At 40.4% G+C, this 14,615-nt stretch carries 15 protein-coding genes and 2 pseudogenes; 11 read left to right on the forward strand and 6 right to left on the reverse strand.

All coding sequences use genetic code 11. The features are described from left to right. The first annotated feature begins 74 nt into the window (after window positions 1-74). From VSA01S_RS08505 to VSA01S_RS08525, 5 genes are all read left to right on the forward strand, one after another. On the forward strand, window positions 75-1,253 hold the full coding sequence (locus VSA01S_RS08505) for a serine hydrolase (protein WP_039979803.1): 1,179 nt from the start codon (window positions 75-77) through the stop codon (window positions 1,251-1,253). Window positions 1,254-1,380: 127 nt separating this feature from the next. After that, a complete protein-coding gene (gene ybeD, locus VSA01S_RS08510; protein ID WP_039979783.1) occupies window positions 1,381-1,659 on the forward strand; it encodes a DUF493 family protein YbeD in 279 nt (92 codons plus the stop codon). 176 nt (window positions 1,660-1,835) lie between these two features. Next, the gene (lipB, locus tag VSA01S_RS08515) at window positions 1,836-2,498 is read left to right on the forward strand and encodes a lipoyl(octanoyl) transferase LipB (protein ID WP_039979782.1); all 663 of its coding nucleotides are present in this window, start codon (window positions 1,836-1,838) and stop codon (window positions 2,496-2,498) included. Then, complete coding sequence (gene lipA / locus VSA01S_RS08520; RefSeq protein WP_039979781.1) at window positions 2,495-3,460, forward strand: lipoyl synthase; 966 nt, start codon at window positions 2,495-2,497, stop codon at window positions 3,458-3,460. The genes lipB and lipA overlap by 4 nt, the downstream gene beginning before the upstream one ends. A gap of 499 nt (window positions 3,461-3,959) precedes the next feature. Next, window positions 3,960-4,649, forward strand: a complete 690-nt coding sequence (locus tag VSA01S_RS08525) for a tryptophan 2,3-dioxygenase family protein (protein ID WP_039979780.1) — start codon at window positions 3,960-3,962, stop codon at window positions 4,647-4,649. A 199-nt stretch (window positions 4,650-4,848) separates the two neighbouring features. Here VSA01S_RS08525 and glyA read toward each other — a convergent pair whose 3' ends face one another. Next, window positions 4,849-6,099 carry a serine hydroxymethyltransferase gene (glyA, locus tag VSA01S_RS08530; RefSeq protein WP_039979779.1) on the reverse strand — a complete coding sequence of 417 codons (1,251 nt, stop codon included), beginning with the start codon at window positions 6,097-6,099 and terminating at the stop codon, window positions 4,849-4,851. A 343-nt stretch (window positions 6,100-6,442) separates the two neighbouring features. Between glyA and VSA01S_RS08535 the strand changes: the two genes are divergently transcribed. Continuing rightward, the gene (locus VSA01S_RS08535; protein ID WP_039979778.1) at window positions 6,443-7,045 is read left to right on the forward strand and encodes a YitT family protein; all 603 of its coding nucleotides are present in this window, start codon (window positions 6,443-6,445) and stop codon (window positions 7,043-7,045) included. Between the two features lie 107 nt (window positions 7,046-7,152). On the opposite strand, the gene gmhB is transcribed toward VSA01S_RS08535, so the two are convergent. From gmhB to VSA01S_RS20515, 3 genes and pseudogenes are all read right to left on the reverse strand, one after another. Continuing rightward, window positions 7,153-7,704, reverse strand: a complete 552-nt coding sequence (gene gmhB, locus VSA01S_RS08540) for a D-glycero-beta-D-manno-heptose 1,7-bisphosphate 7-phosphatase (RefSeq protein WP_039979777.1) — start codon at window positions 7,702-7,704, stop codon at window positions 7,153-7,155. Window positions 7,705-7,922: 218 nt separating this feature from the next. Beyond that, a pseudogene (locus VSA01S_RS08545) lies at window positions 7,923-8,253 on the reverse strand (IS66 family transposase); the annotation flags it as partial. After that, a pseudogene (locus VSA01S_RS20515) lies at window positions 8,249-8,353 on the reverse strand (IS66 family insertion sequence element accessory protein TnpA); the annotation flags it as partial. The pseudogenes VSA01S_RS20515 and VSA01S_RS08545, both read right to left, overlap by 5 nt. A gap of 462 nt (window positions 8,354-8,815) precedes the next feature. On the opposite strand from VSA01S_RS20515, the gene metN reads away from it, so the two are divergent. From metN to VSA01S_RS08570, 4 genes are all read left to right on the forward strand, one after another. Then, entirely contained in the window at window positions 8,816-9,850 is a 1,035-nt protein-coding gene (gene metN, locus VSA01S_RS08555) for a methionine ABC transporter ATP-binding protein MetN (protein ID WP_039979774.1), read from the forward strand. Continuing rightward, complete coding sequence (locus VSA01S_RS08560; protein WP_039979773.1) at window positions 9,840-10,517, forward strand: methionine ABC transporter permease; 678 nt, start codon at window positions 9,840-9,842, stop codon at window positions 10,515-10,517. The genes metN and VSA01S_RS08560 overlap by 11 nt, the downstream gene beginning before the upstream one ends. A 34-nt stretch (window positions 10,518-10,551) precedes the next feature. After that, the gene (locus VSA01S_RS08565) at window positions 10,552-11,361 is read left to right on the forward strand and encodes a MetQ/NlpA family lipoprotein (RefSeq protein ID WP_039979772.1); all 810 of its coding nucleotides are present in this window, start codon (window positions 10,552-10,554) and stop codon (window positions 11,359-11,361) included. 322 nt (window positions 11,362-11,683) lie between these two features. Then, window positions 11,684-12,178, forward strand: a complete 495-nt coding sequence (locus tag VSA01S_RS08570) for a hypothetical protein (protein ID WP_039979771.1) — start codon at window positions 11,684-11,686, stop codon at window positions 12,176-12,178. Window positions 12,179-12,291: 113 nt separating this feature from the next. Here the strand turns inward: VSA01S_RS08570 and VSA01S_RS08575 are convergent, their stop codons facing one another. Both VSA01S_RS08575 and syd read right to left on the reverse strand, forming a co-directional pair. Then, window positions 12,292-13,068, reverse strand: a complete 777-nt coding sequence (locus VSA01S_RS08575) for a Zn-ribbon-containing protein (protein ID WP_039979770.1) — start codon at window positions 13,066-13,068, stop codon at window positions 12,292-12,294. A 1-nt stretch (window position 13,069) separates the two neighbouring features. Continuing rightward, on the reverse strand, window positions 13,070-13,615 hold the full coding sequence (syd, locus tag VSA01S_RS08580) for a SecY-interacting protein (protein ID WP_039979769.1): 546 nt from the start codon (window positions 13,613-13,615) through the stop codon (window positions 13,070-13,072). 90 nt (window positions 13,616-13,705) lie between these two features. Here syd and queF point away from each other — a divergent pair, with 90 nt between their 5' ends. After that, window positions 13,706-14,551, forward strand: coding sequence for an NADPH-dependent 7-cyano-7-deazaguanine reductase QueF (queF, locus tag VSA01S_RS08585; RefSeq protein WP_039979768.1), 846 nt, complete (start codon window positions 13,706-13,708; stop codon window positions 14,549-14,551). Window positions 14,552-14,615 lie beyond the last annotated feature (64 nt).

The raw sequence follows: 14,615 nt of genomic DNA on the forward strand, positions 1-14,615 counted from the left end.
TTCAGCTTCCAGTCTCTTATATCGCTTTGGATTCTGTTAAGATATCGCTAGTTAACCAAACAAATTAAATGACCATGACTAAAAATACTCTTTTGAGAGCGACTCTCATGACTTCGGTTGCCCTTTCAGCAACCTTCGCTCAACCTGCTCTTTCTTCGCCAAGCGTTGTACCGGATGCCCCTCAAATTGCGGCAAAAGGCTTCGTTTTAATGGATTATAACTCTGGTAAAGTTCTAGCTGAAAAAGAGATGAACACTAAGTTGTCTCCAGCAAGCCTCACTAAAATGATGACCAGCTACGTCATTGGCCAAGAACTTGCCCGTGGTAATATCTCAGAGGAAGATGATGTTACTATCAGCAAAAACGCTTGGGCAAAGAACTTCCCTGATTCTTCCAAAATGTTCATAGAAGTTGGAACAACGGTAAAAGTAAAAGACCTGAACCGTGGTATCATCATTCAGTCAGGTAATGACGCTTGTGTTGCTATGGCTGAGCATATCGCAGGCTCTGAAGATGCGTTTGTTGATTTGATGAATGCTTGGGCGAATACCATCGGTATGGAAAATACTCATTTCGCTAATGTTCATGGCCTTGATAACCCAAACCTTTACTCCACACCTTACGATATGGCATTGCTTGGTAAAGCTTTGATCCGTGATGTTCCTGATGAGTACCGCATCTATTCAGATAAAAAATTCACCTATAATGGCATTACCCAATACAACCGTAATGGTCTTCTTTGGGATAAAAGCATGAATGTTGACGGGATCAAAACCGGTCACACAAGCAATGCAGGTTATAGCCTAGTCAGCTCTGCTACCGAAGGAAAAATGCGTCTTGTTGCTGTCGTAATGGGAACAAAAGATGCGAATGCACGTAAGTCAGAAAGTAAAAAGCTGTTGAGCTATGGCTTCCGCTTTTTTGAAACGGTTGCACCACATAAAGCCGGTGAAACCTTCGTAGAAGAAAAAATCTGGAAAGGTAACAAAGATACCGTAGCACTGGGCCTTGACCAAGATACTTTTGTCACCTTGCCACGAGGCGAAGCGAAGAACTTAGAGGCCAGCTTTATTCTTGAAAAAGAACTCGAAGCACCGATCAGTAAAGGTGATGTTGTTGGTAAGTTATACTATCAAGTAGACGGCAAGGATATCGCAGAGTACCCTCTTTTGGCTCTTGAAACGATCGAGGAAGGCAGCTTGTTCAGCCGCATGTGGGATTACATCGTGTTGTTGTTTAAGAGCTTCTTTTAAGATTTAGCCTCAAACTCCAACTTCTCCTACAAAAGCCGCCTAGAATAGGCGGCTTTTGAGTCTTGAGTTCACACTTGTTTGGCGGTACTATGCCGGATTACATCATATTCTTACTGGAGTTAACGATATGCTAACCATCAACTCAGATGCAAAATTGAAAGACCTGCTTGAGTTTCCTTGTTCATTTACATACAAGGTAATGGGTCATGCTAAACCTGAACTTCCAGAGCTTGTTCTAGAAGTTATCCAGCGCCATGCTCCAGGCGACTACAGCCCAACAATCAAACCAAGTGCCAAAGGTAACTATCACTCACTATCGATTAACATCACAGCGACCTCTATTGAGCAAGTTGAGACACTTTACAAAGAGTTAGGTGAAATCGACATCGTTCGTATGGTTCTGTAATTATTTGATAGGTTAAAAAATTTTTGAAAGCAGCTTAAGCTGCTTTCTTTTTATTTATCAGTAAGATAATTTAACCCATTTCACTTTTCGGTTAAAAATCTGTTGCTCAACTGTAGAGCATCAAGGACATCCGGTTTATAATCCAATCACTTTATTTACTAGTGACAGGAATTTCCATGCAACACCAACTTGTTGTTAAACGACTTGGACGCCAAGATTATGAGCCAGTATGGAAGGCAATGCATGAGTTTACTGATCAACGTACAGAAGACACTCTGGATGAAATATGGTTAGTAGAACACAATCCCGTTTTTACTCAAGGTCAAGCAGGTAAAGCTGAACACCTTCTAAATACTGGGGATATTCCTGTTGTACAAAGTGATCGTGGTGGGCAAGTGACTTACCATGGCCCTGGCCAGTTGGTAGCATATTTTCTGATCAACCTGCGCCGTAAAAACTTTGGTGTACGTGATCTCGTGACTCATATTGAGAATATCGTGATCAATACACTCAAAGCATATGATATCGACTCTGCAGCCCGTCCCGATGCGCCAGGTGTTTATGTCGATGGAAAAAAAATATGCTCCCTTGGCCTACGTATTCGTAAAGGGTGCTCTTTTCATGGTCTTGCATTAAACGTCAATATGGATTTAGCGCCATTTTTGCGTATCAATCCTTGTGGCTATGAAGGCATGGAAATGGTACAGATAAGCCAAGTAGGTGGGCCTAACAGCATCCAAATTGTAGAAGAGCAAATAATACAAGAACTCGTTACTTTGCTTAATTACAAGCAAGTAAAATTTAGTACAGAAGCACCTTTTAAAGGTAATAAAGCATGAGCAAACCAATCCAGATGGAAAAAGGCGTAAAATATCGTGACGCCGATAAGATGGCATTGATTCCTGTAAAGAACATGCCAACAGAGCAAAAAGAAGTGCTACGTAAGCCTGATTGGATGAAAATCAAGCTTCCTGCCGATAACCAACGTATTCAAGATATTAAAGCGGCGATGCGTAAAAATAATCTTCACTCAGTATGTGAAGAGGCTTCTTGCCCTAACCTAGCTGAATGCTTTAACCATGGCACAGCTACATTCATGATTTTAGGGGCTATCTGTACACGTCGTTGCCCTTTCTGTGACGTTGCTCATGGCCGACCAATGCCCGTTGAAGCAGAAGAACCACAAAAACTGGCTAAAACCATATCGGATATGAAGCTCAAATACGTCGTTATCACATCAGTAGACCGAGATGATTTACGTGATGGTGGAGCTGAGCATTTCGCAAATTGTAATCGAGAGATACGTGAACTGAATCCAAACATCAAGATTGAGACTCTAGTCCCTGATTTCCGTGGTCGCATGGATGTGGCGCTAGATTTAATGAAAGATAATCCGCCAGATGTATTCAACCACAATCTAGAAACAGCACCACGCCTGTACCGTAAAGCTCGCCCTGGAGCGAACTATAAATGGTCATTACAACTACTGAAAAAATTCAAAGAACAGCATCCACACATCCCAACTAAATCAGGCCTGATGATGGGGCTTGGTGAAACAAAAGAAGAAATCATTGAAGTTCTAAAAGATCTTCGTAATCATGGTGTGACTATGCTAACTCTAGGCCAGTATCTAGCACCAAGCCGACATCACTTGCCAGTAGAACGTTATGTTCCACCTTCAGAATTTGATGAGCTAAAAGAGATTGCACTAGAGCTTGGCTTCACCCACGCAGCATGTGGTCCATTTGTTCGCTCTTCGTACCATGCCGATATGCAGGCTCAAGGTATCGAAATCAAATAAACTTCTATTTATTGCTTCCATAGGTTGGCTTAATGCCAACCTTATTTAATTTAACAAGAATGAGTAAATACTAAAAATAAATCCCTCAACCATAAAACAAGAATCCATTTTCCTAATCAGAAAGTCATTAAAACCACATCTAACTTGATCCCATATTTTGTATAGAAAGCAGACAAAAGGCTGATTGAAGTATAAATGATATTTCCGGTCTCGTTCAGTCACAATTTACTTCCGTCACTATGACCAATATAAACTCAATGGACTAATTACTGTGTATTTCTATTATAATGAGTTGAACTTTTCGACAAATATACTGAAGATCAATAAGTTAAATTTTAATTTTCAAAACGTGGATGACTTCTCTATTTAATGAAATTTATTTCATCTTAAATAACTCTTTACAGGAAATCAGTTGCTGTTCCTCACTGGAATTAATATGCACTATTTCATATTCAATTCATTGATTGTTAAAGTTATGTTTTATATGGAATATTGAAAAATGAAAACTAATAGTAGCGCAATTTTAGAAGGTGAAGGTCGCAATGACTACGCTCGCTATATGAAAACAGATGTTTTGTTATCACTTCAACTACCTGATGAAAAGCTGATTCACAAAGATGAAATGATGTTTCAAATTGTCCATCAATCTACCGAGTTATGGCTCAAACTCAGTTGCTATGAATTAAATCAGGCCATATTGGCGATTAAAAATGAAAACATCAATAAAGCAATGGTTAACGTAAAACGAGCGGCACAAGCAATTTCTCTTATTATTGAGCAACTAAGTATTTTAAAGTCCATGACACCATGGGATTTTCAAAGTATACGGCCAGCATTGGGGAATGGTTCAGGAATTGAATCGCCGGGGTGGCGTGAGACGCAGTCTGTAGGTAAGCAGCTGAATACTGTAATAGAGGCTTACTTATCAGAAAAAAATATTAACCTCATTGATTTGTACCAATCACAAAAGAATACCTCTTTGTTTTCCTTGATGGAGTCACTTATTGATTGGGATGAGAATGTAAGTTTATGGCGAACCCATCACTATAAACTCGCGGTAAGAACATTAGGCCTAAATACACAAGGAACAAGAGGTAAGCCGATTGAAAAGTTGACGCGAATGATAGATCGCCAGTTTTTTCCTCAACTTTGGAAAGTAAGAACGTATTTAACCTCTTCAGCATACTGATTTCAACAACAATAAATACAGCTTCAACTTACAGAAATCGTGAAGTTTGTCTGTAATGCCAAAAAAAAGGCCCTCAAATGAAGGCCTTATTTCAAAAAATAATCAAACTAAATCGCTTCTAATTAAGGACAAGTATGAACAATTTACAGCTACTTTGGCTTTATATTAGAGCAGAACAAGCCGAATTTTTTGACAAATATTAAGCATAGACAGGCAAGCGCTTACAGATTGTGAGTACTTTCTGCTTAGTTGCTTCGATCACTTCCTCATTGCCAATGTTATCTAAAACATCGCACATCCAATTAGCCAACTCTTTTGAGTCTTCTTCAGTAAAACCACGGCGAGTGATCGCAGGGGTACCAACACGGATACCAGAAGTTACAAATGGACTGCGTGGATCGTTAGGAACAGAGTTCTTGTTGACTGTGATATTTGCCGCGCCAAGTGCAGCATCAGCGTCTTTACCCGTAATATCTTTATCAATTAGATCAACAAGGAATAAATGATTCTCAGTACCGTTAGAAACCACCTTGTAGCCACGCTCTTGGAATTGACCTACCATTGCTTTGGCATTTTTCACAACGCGAGCTTGGTAAGCTTTGAATTCAGGTTCCATTGCTTCTTTGAACGCAACCGCTTTACCAGCGATAACGTGCATTAGAGGACCACCTTGACCGCCAGGGAATACCGCTGAATTCAGCTTCTTGTACATATCTTCACCTGCGTTAGACAGGATCAGACCACCACGAGGGCCCGCAAGCGTTTTATGTGTTGTTGTTGTGACAACATGTGCATGCGGTACTGGTGTTGGGTATTCTCCCGCTGCGATCAAACCAGCAACGTGAGCCATATCGACAAATAAGTAAGCGCCGACTTTATCCGCGATTTCACGCATTTTTTTCCAGTCTACGATTTGCGAGTATGCTGAAAAACCACCGATGATCATCTTAGGTTTGTGTTCAAGAGCAAGTTGCTCCATCTCGTCGTAGTTAATTTGGCCCGCTTCATCGATACCGTAAGGAATGATGTTGTAGTGTTTACCAGAAAAGTTAACTGGAGAACCGTGCGTTAGGTGGCCACCGTGAGCAAGGCTCATACCGAGAACCGTATCACCTGGATTCAGTAGCGCCATATAAACTGCACTGTTAGCTTGTGAACCTGAGTGAGGTTGAACGTTAGCATATTCACAACCAAATAGTTGGCATGCACGATCAATAGCCAGTGATTCCGCTTTATCTACATACTCACAACCACCATAGTAACGCTTACCTGGGTAACCCTCTGCGTATTTATTCGTTAGCTGAGAGCCTTGTGCTTCCATCACACGTGGGCTTGTGTAGTTTTCAGAGGCGATGAGCTCAATATGTTCTTCTTGACGAAGAGTCTCTTCCTGAATGGCTGCGAACAGTTCCGCATCGTAATCTGCAATGTTCATATCACGCTTAAGCATCTGTATCTCCTGACTCAGATTAATACTGAAAGTTACAAAAAAACCAAATAACGACCAACGCAAACGTTTTCGTCACTCTAATGGCGCGCATTCTACATAATTTGATCTTGGTCATAAAGAGAAATTTACTATTTTCTCATGCAGTTTTTTCATTGCGCCATTTAAAATAAATCATCACCAAAGACTGGTCGCGAGTAAAAACGACTGTGTCAATTATTTGCTTTACACTGTGTAAAGCTAAAATTACAGCGATATGCTGTAAATTCTACCCTTTTACTACCGAAAAGATCATCTTTTTACTACTATTCCCGCCCGATTTATTACCGACCCTGATAGAAAATACATGGAAATACATTCACGCAAAGAAGACTGGATAGCAATTTTAACCGGCACTTTTTTAGTCGCTCAAGGTGTCTTTTTTCTCCAGTCTGCAGATCTTCTCACTGGTGGAACAACTGGATTGGCTTTGCTTATCAGCCAATTTACCCCTTTTAGCTTTGGTTTGCTGTACTTTTTGGTCAATTGCCCTTTTTACCTACTTGCGTGGAAAAGGTTTGGTCGTCGTTTTGCGATCAACAGTGCGATATCAGGGGCATTAGTATCGGTAATGACTGATCATTTCTCGTTACTGATCTCCTTAGAGTCAATAAATAATGTCTACTGTGCGCTAGCGGGTGGCTTATTAATGGGATTGGGGATGTTGATTCTATTTCGTCACCGCTCAAGTTTGGGCGGCTTCAATGTGTTATGCCTTTTCATTCAAGACAAGTTCGGAATCTCTGTTGGCAAAACTCAGATGACTATCGATGCCTGTATTTTGTTTGCTTCTTGCTTCTTCGTGACACCTGAAGCGATTGCATTATCAATTTTAGGTGCCTTGGCCCTCAACCTTGTTCTGGCCATGAACCATAAGCCTAACCGATATTCGGTTACTTATGGCGTATGAATTAAGCAAGTAGCAAACATTCAGTTCAGCTAAGTGTAACGTCAGTTAAGTCAGAGACACTTATACCTAGCCAACTCAAGGTGCTTGGTATAAGTGTCTCAGAGATATCATTGAGCGAGATAGTTCGGCACGTCCGTGATACTGTCCAGCACCACACTGGCAAGCTGTTCACCTTGAGAGGTAATTGGCTTACCCGTGCGTACCAGAATTTTAGTACCCACTCCCGCAGCCTCAGCAGCCATCATATCTTCAGCTTTATCACCAATCATCACTGATTTAGCCATATCAATTTTCAAGAAATCACGGGCAGAGATAAACATTCCAGGCTTTGGCTTACGACAATCGCAATCTTGCTTGTATTCACCAATGCCATGCTCAGGGTGATGTGGACAGTAATAAATTCCATCAAGCTCCACACCATTATCCACAAAGTTCCAGTCCATCCATTGAGTCAGAGATAAAAAACGATCTTCGCTAAACTTGCCACGAGCGATACCAGACTGGTTAGTCACTAGAACAAGTAAATACCCAAGATCTTTCAACGCTTTTGCCGCTTCAAACACGCCTTCGATATACTCAAAATCATGTTCATCATGTACATAACCGTGATCGACATTGATCACCCCATCACGATCGATAAAAACAGCAGGTTTTGCCAAAATGTATTCTCTATTAGCTCGGTTTGAATAGATTATTACACACCTTACTCACTTCAGCACGATCTGATTATATCCAAGTAACTCCATATACTTAATTCAGAATGATGTTACGAGTCGAATTAAGGGAAGCAACAAAGCGTCATAGCGGACTCTTTCTTAACTTTTACAAAGAGAAAGTTGTCTGAAAGAGCTTGGTCAACGATTCAAGGTTTTGAGGGGATATTCTTCACATTAGACTTTGCAGCGTCGGGCGAGTCTGCGCCCGAGCAGTAGAGCCACATATAACACTGTTTATCTTCTTTGAGGACATTGAGCGGCGTTTCATCCGCCTGTACCACCACTTGTTGAAGTAGATGCTCTTTTAAGGTGGCATAGAGTGGTTTGAACTTATCACTGACTTGGATAACCCACCTTGCCATAGTGGTTAGTGATAGCTCGATACCTGGCTGGTTAAACAGCGACTCTTGGCGGTACATTGGCATTGCGTATTGATATTTGCCAAGGAATGATGTTGGCCAACAAGCTTTCCGTGGCAAAGCTTTTAGGGATTGATTTCATTGAGCTTACAAAATGCAAGCGTTGACAATGAACTCGATTCAGATTGCTCGATGAGCTTTTGCCATTCTTGATTAGTGTGTCGTTTTCCCATTTCAAATCTCCTTATGGTTGGAGACTTGATCTTATTCTTCGTGCTAGGTGATTAGAATGCGGGGTTTATGATGCGCTTCCCCCTCAAGTCAGGGTGATTCAGGTTTCTTTCAACCTGACGGGTTTGCCAGCTTTGCTGGGCAAACAAAAAAGAACCCCGCCTGAAAATGCCATACCAACGCACACATCATAAGATAAGTTCAGGGTGAAATGTCGCTATTTGAATTCAGCCTTAGCCATAACGCATTGCTCAATGATGAATCATAGGTAAAGTCTGACGGGGTATGAGGTTTTTGCAACAAGCCCGTCTGAGACAAAGAGTGAGCTCAGAGAAACCGACATGATAAAAATACAATAAATAACCATTTAGACGTCTAGACGTAAAAATATCTATTGACTTAAATAACAGGACACCCTAGCATCGAAAAGAATTGATATCCAATATCTATGTGTAGGTTTAAGTGTGATAGAAATCAAAAATGTAAATAAAATATTCAACCAAGGCAATAAGGAAATTGTTGCCCTTAAAGATATTAACTTAACAATTACGAAAGGGGCTATCTTTGGGGTCATTGGTTCTTCTGGTGCCGGTAAAAGCACTCTAATACGTTGTGTAAACATGCTCGAGGCACCTACTTCAGGCACAATAGTAATTGATGGTGTTGATTTAACAACGCTCAACAAAAAACAGTTGAGTGTCGCTAGACGTGATATCGGCATGATTTTCCAGCATTTCAATTTGCTCTCATCGCGTAATGTGTTCGATAACGTAGCTCTTCCACTTGAACTCGCAGGGGTTAAACAATCAGATATCACTCTTAAGGTCACAGAACTGCTTAGTCTCGTCGGCCTAGCAGATAAGCATGAGAGTTACCCAAGTAATCTCAGTGGTGGCCAAAAACAGCGTGTGGCCATTGCTCGTGCATTAGCCTCAGCTCCAAAAATTTTGCTGTGTGATGAAGCAACCAGTGCACTCGACCCTGCAACGACTCACTCTATTCTTGAGCTATTAAAAGAAATCAACCGTAAACTAAAAATTACTATATTGTTAATTACCCACGAGATGGAAGTAGTGAAGAGTATATGTCAACAAGTTGCCATTATTGGAGGGGGAGAATTGGTTGAAAAAGGCACTGTTGGAGAGATCTTCGCGCACCCTAAAACTGAACTGGCACATAATTTTATTCGCTCAACACTAGATCTTTCTATCCCTGAAGATTATCAGATACGCTTACAAGCAATTCGCACAAAAGGCAGCTACCCATTAGTTCGGTTAGAGTTTAATGGTGCGACTGTCGATGCTCCTTTAGTAACTCAAATTGCCCGTAAGTTCAACATTGACGTAAGTATTTTAAGCTCCGATTTAGACTATGCTGGTGGCGTTAAGTTTGGCATGATGGTTGCTGAACTATTTGGTAATGAATCTGACGATAATGCGGCAATTGACTTCTTACGAGAACATAATGTAAAGGTAGAGGTGCTTGGCTATGTCCTTTAATACATTTTTTAATTGGTTTGATCTCAATGGCCAACTCCTTCTCAATGCAACTTGGGAAACGATCTACATGGTTGCCGTCGCAGGTTTAGTGGGTTTTGCTATCGGTACCCCTCTTGGTGTCATTCTACATACGACAAAAAAAGGAGGTTTACTGGAAAACTCTCGTATCAACCGTCTACTAGGTGCGATCGTCAATATTGGACGATCCATTCCTTTTCTTGTTTTAATGGTTGCAATCATTCCGGTCACTAAATTTTTAATAGGGACGTTTATCGGTACAACCGCCGCCATTGTGCCTCTTACTATTGGCGCTGTCCCATTCGTTGCTCGCTTAATTGAGGGGGCTTTATTAGAAGTACCTTCAGGGCTTGTTGAGGCAGCACAATCCATGGGAGCAACACCACAACAAATAATAACTAAAATTCTGCTTCCTGAAGCCTTACCGACTATTGTTAATTCAGTGACTATTACTTTAGTAACACTGGTAAGCTACTCAGCAATGGCAGGTACAGTAGGAGGTGGTGGTCTAGGCGACGTTGCTATTCGCTATGGCTTCCACCGCTATGATACTGTCATTATGACCATTACTGTAGTGATGTTAATTCTTTTAGTACAAGTTATTCAGTCTATCGGTGATGCTATTGTTCGCCGAGTAGACCACAGGTAAGAATTTAAAAATATTAAATAATGAGGGGATATCCATGAATTTCAGCCTAAAGCATTTTTTCTCAGCAGCCACCGCCAGCTCTTTGCTTCTACTATCTGGGTGTGGCGACAAAGCAGCAGATAGTAATACCATCAAAGTTGGTGTTATGGCAGGAGCTGAAGCACAAGTAGCCGAAGTGGCCAAAAAAGTGGCCAAACAACAATATGGATTAGATGTTGAATTAGTAACCTTTACTGATTACGTAACACCAAATGCAGCTTTAGATGACGGCTCTATTGATGCAAACGCCTTCCAACATAAACCGTATCTCGATAAACAAGTAACAGATAGAGACTATAAACTGGTCACAGCAGGTAATTCCTTTGTTTACCCTATTGCCGGTTACTCTAAGCAAGTAAAATCTGTAGAAGACATTAAAGATAATGCACGCATTGCTGTACCAAATGATCCTACAAACCTAGGGCGTTCTCTATTATTACTTGAGCACCAAGGCCTCATTGAATTACGTGAAGGTGCAGGTTTACTTGCGACGGTACGTGACATTGTAGGGAATCCCAAAAATATCAAAATCGTAGAATTAGATGCAGCTCAGTTACCTCGCTCTCTCGATGATGTCGATCTCGCAATCATCAATACCACTTACGCCAGTTCTATTAATCTAACACCAGAGCGTGATGGTATCTTCGTAGAAGACAAAGAGTCACCTTATGTAAACTTAATCGTCGCACGTGAGGATAACGTTCAATCTATTAACATACAAAACTTTGTTAAGGCATATCAAACTGAAGATGTTTACCAAGCAGCAAAAGATATTTTTAAAGGTGGTGTTGTAAAAGGTTGGTAAACAACACCCGTTTATAACCCCCATATAAAAAAGAAATAACAAAGCCGATGCATGCAGCATCGGCTTTGTTATATGTCTATGTGAGCACAATGCAATAAATGGCAGTGACTCTCAATAAATGGCGAAAATAAACAGATAATCGCACTAAAATCAAAAAACAAACCGCAACATATTGATTTAAAACAAAATAAAAAATGGAACGATTTTTGCTATGTTTAATAATACTATAAATAACTCAAATGACATTATTCGAATATATGCCCAATCAATCTTAAGGTGTTGGGTGTATGAAATGGTATAATATATTTATTAGGAATTTAAAATGGGAAAATGGAAAACAAAAGGTACGTTAACAAAGTCGCTTACCTTAGGCAATCAAGATGATTGGCAAGCAGTATCTAAAGAAAAAAAATATACCAAAGGTAAATGGATACTTTTTACCATTCCATTTATAATCATTGGCTTATTGAATTATTCCTTCTCTATAATTGATAACCTGAGAGTAAAGCCAAATGATATTTCTCATGCAAAAGAAATATCCAACTATTACCACATGATGAAAAAAAAAGGATATCAATTTAATGATCACCAGGAGCAGATTTACTCATACTATGAAGCTTTTTTTGATAAAAATGGAAATTACGAGTTTTTAAACTACCCTCATGCCGTTATTTTTTATGGTTCAAAAGCACACCGTGAAAGCTATATTTCCGCTGTAATTTTATCTAGTACTTTTCTCTTATTAGCTTTTTGTTTAAGTATCTTGTTACTCAAATTAATTCCATTTAGAAAGAATAGAAAAAACCACCTACATTAGTAATCAAAAAGCCGCGTATGGAACAAACACAGTTAATTCAAACACGGCAGCAATATTAAAGTAAGAGTAAGTTGCATACCTAACTAAGTAGCTTGGAGTTACTTGGGCATACTTTATTTCAAATGATCCCAAGAGATATTTGAGACAATTCTGCAGTCATCACATTTAAAATAAAAGACATCATGTAAAGGCTCATCCAATAACCATTCTCCACCACATTTAGGACATAGGCGCGCTTTTTCTGCATCTAAAGACTCACCACCGACACGATATTGGTAGTAATAGGTAGGGATGTGAGTAAGGTACTCAATTCGTCCTCTTAGATCCCACCCTCGTCGAAACAAAACACTGTCCACATCACAGATTTCATGCAGTGCGGCATGCTCAGCACGACATCCACCAGCCATCTGAATTTCATCACAGGCTTGCCATTCCGTTTGCCACTTCACAACTGCTTTATGATCACCATTCAATGTGGCGGAATTTCGATATAAAGGGATCGGCAGTAAAGTATCACCACTGCGTAATGGTGAACAAGTATGCACATAAGTTGTATAGAGTACTTGCCAGCTTGGGGGACTCTCCTCTGCGGCTTGCTCAGAATTTAAGTCTCGGCCTAACAAACGCATTTTTGGCGCTAACAGCAAGGCTTCCGATAATCGGTTCATACACACTTTAACAAAATCAGAATGGTAACGTGGGTGCAAACTATCTTGTTCTGGACAAACGACTCGGACAAAAAACTCCCCTTCTCCCATCACTATCGGAAATTCACGCCCTAACACCTGCCCGTTATAGCGTAAGGCATCCATTAAGCCGTTGATCGCCTTATCAACAGCACTCACCGTGGTATTATCAAAACATTCAAACTGTAGCTCTAAAACGTACATGTTATACCGCCACGTCAAGTTGGCTAAGAAAATCGACAATATTATCGGCAAGAACATCTCGTTTGCTGGTGCCCAAACGTTCCAAAATAACATGGCCCGTCAGGTTACAAATAGAGATAACATCCAACTCAGCTTCTGTTGTCGCAATGAATATGGTTGGCTTCAACTTCCTACGTCGCTGAGTGACCAAATGGCCAAGAATGTTTTCTTGCAAACAAGTAAAGTCTTCATCGCTCCAAACTTGCAGTAACGTCAGTTCATTATCTTGCCATTTAACGTTCATATCTGCGCTGTATTGACTACCATAGAAGGCTTTAATGTCATCATGAAGTAACAACTCAATTGCATGTTCAACATTAGAAAAATCTGCCGCAGCTTCACGTAAATAAGGTTTCCACAACACAATCTCACCACGCTTTTCTTCAATACAAGGTGATATCATATCAGCAAGTATTTCACTGCTCGGTAATTCGTTATACTTTTCATACCAAGCTTGTTGATAAAACTGGCTAAAACTCTGTAACGCCTGAATCACGGTTTGAGTCATGATGTCTCCTAATCATTCTCTGTCAGATAGCAATTAATCAGCAGATTAAGTAAAATTCTCACTATTCTAATCCAAAACGATATTAATAGTATGAGCAAATATTCGGATGCCAAAGAACTTGCTGACCTAACCTTGGGTAAAAAGACGGAATATACCAACCAATTTGATCCTGCGCTTCTTCAACCAGTTCCGCGTAGTTTAAATCGAGATGACCTAAACTTGGGTGATAGCTTACCCTTTGTTGGCTACGATATCTGGACGCTTTACGAGCTTTCATGGTTGAACAGCAAAGGACTACCTCAAGTTGCACTTGGTGAAGTCTACATTCCCGCTACTAGTACCAATTTGATCGAATCCAAATCGTTCAAGCTTTATTTAAACAGCTATAACCAAACCTGCTTTGCTAGCTGGGAAGAAGTCACTCAGCATTTAACTCAAGACTTATCGGCCTGTGCAGGTGAGCAGGTTTTGGTTAATGTATATCCAGTGACTCACTATACTAACCAGCCGATTGTCATCATGGATGGAGAGTGTATTGATAACCAAGACATCGAAATCAATGATTATCAATTCAATCCTGCTCTCTTAGAGAATGCATCCGAGCCGGAACGCGTCGAAGAAGTACTGCATAGCCACTTATTGAAGTCTAACTGTTTGATCACTAACCAACCTGACTGGGGCAGCATCGAAATTCGTTATCAAGGTAACAAAATAAATCGAGAAAAATTATTACGCTATTTGGTGTCCTTTCGTGAACACAATGAGTTTCACGAACAGTGTGTTGAGCGTATTTTCTCCGATCTAATGAAATATTGTCAGCCAGAAAAACTAACGGTCTTTGCTCGCTATACAAGGCGCGGCGGCTTAGATATCAACCCTTATCGTTCTTCACATCAAGACAAGCCTTTACATAATCAACGTCTTGCGCGTCAGTGAACAGGTGAACGCCCAATAAACCATTGGAACAGTGGGCGTTTTTATTTACAATTTACCCAAGAAA

The organism is Vibrio sagamiensis NBRC 104589 (assembly GCF_007990935.1).
GTDB lineage: Bacteria > Pseudomonadota > Gammaproteobacteria > Enterobacterales > Vibrionaceae > Vibrio > Vibrio sagamiensis.

Coding starts and splice junctions, on each gene's coding strand:
- VSA01S_RS08505 (WP_039979803.1), top strand. CDS start 75: ATGACTAAAAATACTCTTTTGAGAGCGACTCTCATGACTTCGGTTGCC.
- ybeD (WP_039979783.1), top strand. CDS start 1,381: ATGCTAACCATCAACTCAGATGCAAAATTGAAAGACCTGCTTGAGTTT.
- lipB (WP_039979782.1), top strand. CDS start 1,836: ATGCAACACCAACTTGTTGTTAAACGACTTGGACGCCAAGATTATGAG.
- lipA (WP_039979781.1), top strand. CDS start 2,495: ATGAGCAAACCAATCCAGATGGAAAAAGGCGTAAAATATCGTGACGCC.
- VSA01S_RS08525 (WP_039979780.1), top strand. CDS start 3,960: ATGAAAACTAATAGTAGCGCAATTTTAGAAGGTGAAGGTCGCAATGAC.
- glyA (WP_039979779.1), bottom strand. CDS start 6,099: ATGCTTAAGCGTGATATGAACATTGCAGATTACGATGCGGAACTGTTC.
- VSA01S_RS08535 (WP_039979778.1), top strand. CDS start 6,443: ATGGAAATACATTCACGCAAAGAAGACTGGATAGCAATTTTAACCGGC.
- VSA01S_RS08560 (WP_039979773.1), top strand. CDS start 9,840: ATGTCCTTTAATACATTTTTTAATTGGTTTGATCTCAATGGCCAACTC.
- VSA01S_RS08565 (WP_039979772.1), top strand. CDS start 10,552: ATGAATTTCAGCCTAAAGCATTTTTTCTCAGCAGCCACCGCCAGCTCT.
- VSA01S_RS08570 (WP_039979771.1), top strand. CDS start 11,684: ATGGGAAAATGGAAAACAAAAGGTACGTTAACAAAGTCGCTTACCTTA.
- VSA01S_RS08575 (WP_039979770.1), bottom strand. CDS start 13,068: ATGTACGTTTTAGAGCTACAGTTTGAATGTTTTGATAATACCACGGTG.
- syd (WP_039979769.1), bottom strand. CDS start 13,615: ATGACTCAAACCGTGATTCAGGCGTTACAGAGTTTTAGCCAGTTTTAT.
- queF (WP_039979768.1), top strand. CDS start 13,706: ATGAGCAAATATTCGGATGCCAAAGAACTTGCTGACCTAACCTTGGGT.